A 3,304-nucleotide genomic window follows, 5' to 3' on the forward strand; every position below is an offset into this window, starting at 1 on the left:
GCTTAACTGAACGGTATTGGGGCAAGGCCCCGGCCCCCGTTCACGGCGGGACACAGTACGGCCGGGGCCGCCCCCCTGTACTACAGGGGTACCGAGCTGGCCGAGTGCCGGGTGAGCATGCGCGCTCCCGTGCCGCAGGAGACCGCCGCGCACGCACTGACATCACCGCGCTCCCGGCCGGCGTACGTCGGCATACACCCGCGCCCGGACCTCCGGCTCACCCGGCAGACGCCGCACCGGGGAGCAGCCGCTCCTGGCCCTCCGGCCCGGACGGCGCGCGTTCAGCGCTCGGATCGCCTCATGCGGCGGAGACGCCGCATGGCAATCGCGCGGCGGCGCCCTCGGTTGAGGCGTCTGCGGAAGCCGGTTGACGTGACCACCTCGACGGCTAGCTTGATCTTTAACCTCGGGGCCCGAACGAGTCCTCGTACTTAATCACTCGGACCGGTAACTTCCTTACGCGCAGGCAGCCTTCGGCTGAGCATGTGATCCGACCAAGGAACACACAACACTCAGCACGAAGGCCGTGGGAATGAGCCTGTCGCATCGCGTCGTACGGCAGGATCCGTTTGCGGAACTGTCACGCTTCCGGGGTGAGTTCTATTCCTGTCTGACCAGGCGTGCGGATGCGTTGTTCGAGCTCGCGGACGCCGTGTTGTGCGCCGATGGTCCGGTCCGGTCGCTGGTGGAGCTGTCGCTGGTGGGTGAACACCGTCGCGGGCACGGTGGGCTCTACGACGCTCTGGCCGCGGGCCAGGTCGATGTGGCCCGGCTTCGGCGGGCCCTGACCGCGGTGCCTCTGCCGCGATCGGCGGACGGCCGGCTGGTCCTGGCCGCCGACATCACCTGCTGGCTGCGGCCCAGCGCGCATACCTCACCGCAGCGGATCCTGTGTCACACCTACGGGCGGGGCAAGGACCAGCACATCCCCGTTCCCGGCTGGCCGTACTCGGTGATCTGCGCACTGGAGACGGGCCGCAGTTCGTGGACGGCGCAGAGTCAAGTTAGTGAATCTTCTGCTGCTCCAGCCATTTGAAGACCTCAGTCCTTTTGTACAGGACCTTGGCGTTCCGGCCTCGGCCGAGCTTGTATCCCTTGAGGCCCAACTTCGCAGCTTCCTTGTAGACCCAGCTGACGGACATGTTCAGCATGGTCGCTACCTCGGCTGTATCCATAAGAACCGGCGCGCCAGGGTGGCGTTCGCGTGCCGAGTAGGTCGTGGAGCTCAGCTGGTATGAAGCCGTGCGTGTCGATTCGTGCAAGATGACTCCCTGATGTCCTGATCAAACAGTGAAATTCGCTCACCGCGGGTCCGATCCGTGTGCCGCGCGAGCGTCCGCCGATTGCCACCACCAAGTGCCGGCGCGCGGACAACAGAAATGGTCCTGAGAATCACCGGTTTCCCCAGCCGGTCATTTGCTGCTATGTTCCCGCGCCGCCCGCGATTTGTTTCGCCCGCGCCGTCTCGTAAGTAGCTGGTGGGCAGGGGGCGTCTCGGTAGCGGAGGCGTAGCCCGGCTCCGTGGTCACCCGCCCCCTCGCGCCAGGAGCGGAGCCAGGGTGTGGCGGGGGGATGGGGGCGGCCCCGAGGAAGCCCAAGGTGGTTGCGTAGGCTGGCGTCGTCGTCGCGGTGGGATGGCCACAGGTGTCCGTGGATGACCTCCGATCTGCCTGACGGGGGGTCAGAAAAGTGAGCAAGTGGTGAGCATCAGTCCTCAAATACCTGGGGAAAGCTGACCGAACTTGCGACTCGTTGTAAGGTAGGAAAACAGCACTTGACCTGCAAAAACGCAGGCAGGGAGCCTAGCCTGGGAGCACCTCGATGATGCGTACCATGTTCAAGTCCAAAATCCACCGGGCCACCGTGACCCAGGCCGACCTGCACTACGTCGGTTCCGTCACCGTCGACGCCGAGCTGATGGAGGCCGCGGATCTGCTGCCCGGCGAGCTCGTGCACATCGTGGACATCGACAACGGTGCCCGGCTGGAGACATACGTGATCGAGGGCGAACGTGGCTCCGGGGTCATCGGAATCAACGGCGCGGCCGCCCACCTCGTGCACCCTGGCGACCTGGTCATCCTGATCAGCTACGCGCAGGTCGACGACGCCGAGGCGCGCCGCCTGGTTCCGCGTATCGTCCATGTCGACGCGGGAAACCGGATCGTCGCGCTCGGCGCCGACGCCTCCGCGCCTGTCCCGGGCACCGACACCGCGCGCGGCCCGCACGCCGTGCCCGCGGCGCGCTGAAGCGACCGACCCACCGAGGGGGCACCCGCCATGGCGGACCAGACCGGACGGACCGGGCTCGACATCCGTGACGACCGGGCAGCCGGCAAGCTGCTCGCGTACGAGAACGGCGCGGCTGCCGGGGTCGTCGTGTACTTCGTCATGGAGGGAGCGCCCGCCGCGCTCGTCGCCGTGCACACGGTCGTCGAGCCGGGGCACGAGGGCAAGGGCATCGCAGGCTCCCTGGTCAGGGAGTTCTACGCCATGGCGGGTCGCGGGGGAGTGCCTGTAGTCCCGCTCTGCCCGTACGCCGCGAAGTGGGCGTCGCGCCACCCCGACGAGGCGCCGGAGGCTCCGGGTGGTCTGGTGGAGCGGGCGAAGGAGCAGCTCAGGTCCCGTCCCGAGCTGTACTGACTCCTGGTGCCGGCCGGCGGGGCCGGTAGCGTTTCGCCCGTGACCCTCGCTCTGCTGCACACCTCTCCGGTCCATGTCCCGGTCTTCGACGCCCTGCGCGACGCCGGCCATCCCGGGCTCGTCCTGCGCCACCTCGTGCACAAGGAACTGCTAGACCGGGCCGGAGCGATGGGGCCGGAAGCGGTGACGGGCGAGATCCAGGCGCTGCTTTCCGATGCGGTCGCCGGGGGAGCCACCGCTGTGCTCTGTACCTGCTCGACGATCGGTGGGGTCGCCGAGTCGGTCGGGGTGGCGCTCGGCGTCCCGGTGCTGCGGGTCGACCGCCCGATGGCGGCGGACGCCGCCCGTGCGGAGCGGGTGACCGTCATCGCGGCACTCGCCGCCACCCTGCCGCCGACCCTCGCGCTGCTCGCCGAGGAGGCGGACAGGGCGGGCGGGCGTCCGGCCAAGGTGCGCACCGTCCTGGTCGAGGGCGCCTGGGAGCGGTTCGAGGCGGGCGAGCGTGAGGGGTATCTGGATCTGGTGGCCGCCGCGGCCGACGCGGTGACGGACGCCGACGTGATCGTGCTGGCCCAGGCCTCGATGGCCGATGCCGTCACTCGCACGGCCACCCGGATCCCGGTCCTGTCCAGCCCGCGTCCGGGGCTGGCCGCCGCGGCGGCCG

The 3,304-nt window shown here is 68.9% G+C and carries 4 protein-coding genes and 2 pseudogenes; 4 read left to right on the top strand and 2 right to left on the bottom strand.

The features are described 5' to 3' along the window. Positions 1-281 precede the first annotated feature (281 nt). Positions 282-320: pseudogene (locus J1C73_RS35920) on the bottom strand (hypothetical protein). A 212-nt stretch (positions 321-532) separates the two neighbouring features. Here J1C73_RS35920 and J1C73_RS09305 point away from each other — a divergent pair. Continuing rightward, positions 533-994: pseudogene (locus tag J1C73_RS09305) on the top strand (transposase); the annotation flags it as partial. 10 nt (positions 995-1,004) lie between these two features. Here the strand turns inward: J1C73_RS09305 and J1C73_RS09310 are convergent. Continuing rightward, positions 1,005-1,175: a helix-turn-helix domain-containing protein gene (locus J1C73_RS09310; protein WP_307797638.1), complete on the bottom strand. Its 171-nt coding sequence runs from the start codon at positions 1,173-1,175 to the stop codon at positions 1,005-1,007. A gap of 646 nt (positions 1,176-1,821) precedes the next feature. On the opposite strand from J1C73_RS09310, the gene panD reads away from it, so the two are divergent. From panD to J1C73_RS09325, 3 genes are all read left to right on the top strand, one after another. After that, positions 1,822-2,247, top strand: a complete 426-nt coding sequence (panD, locus tag J1C73_RS09315) for an aspartate 1-decarboxylase (protein WP_207315916.1) — start codon at positions 1,822-1,824, stop codon at positions 2,245-2,247. A 30-nt stretch (positions 2,248-2,277) separates the two neighbouring features. Next, positions 2,278-2,640 (top strand): GNAT family N-acetyltransferase, encoded by a 363-nt coding sequence (locus J1C73_RS09320; protein ID WP_207315917.1) that lies wholly within the window; start codon positions 2,278-2,280, stop codon positions 2,638-2,640. 39 nt (positions 2,641-2,679) lie between these two features. Next, positions 2,680-3,304: arylsulfatase (locus tag J1C73_RS09325; protein ID WP_207315918.1), on the top strand; the 625-nt coding region annotated here is incomplete at its 3' end.

The organism is Streptomyces laculatispora (assembly GCF_017353455.1).
In the GTDB taxonomy this organism is placed as follows: domain Bacteria; phylum Actinomycetota; class Actinomycetes; order Streptomycetales; family Streptomycetaceae; genus Streptomyces; species Streptomyces laculatispora.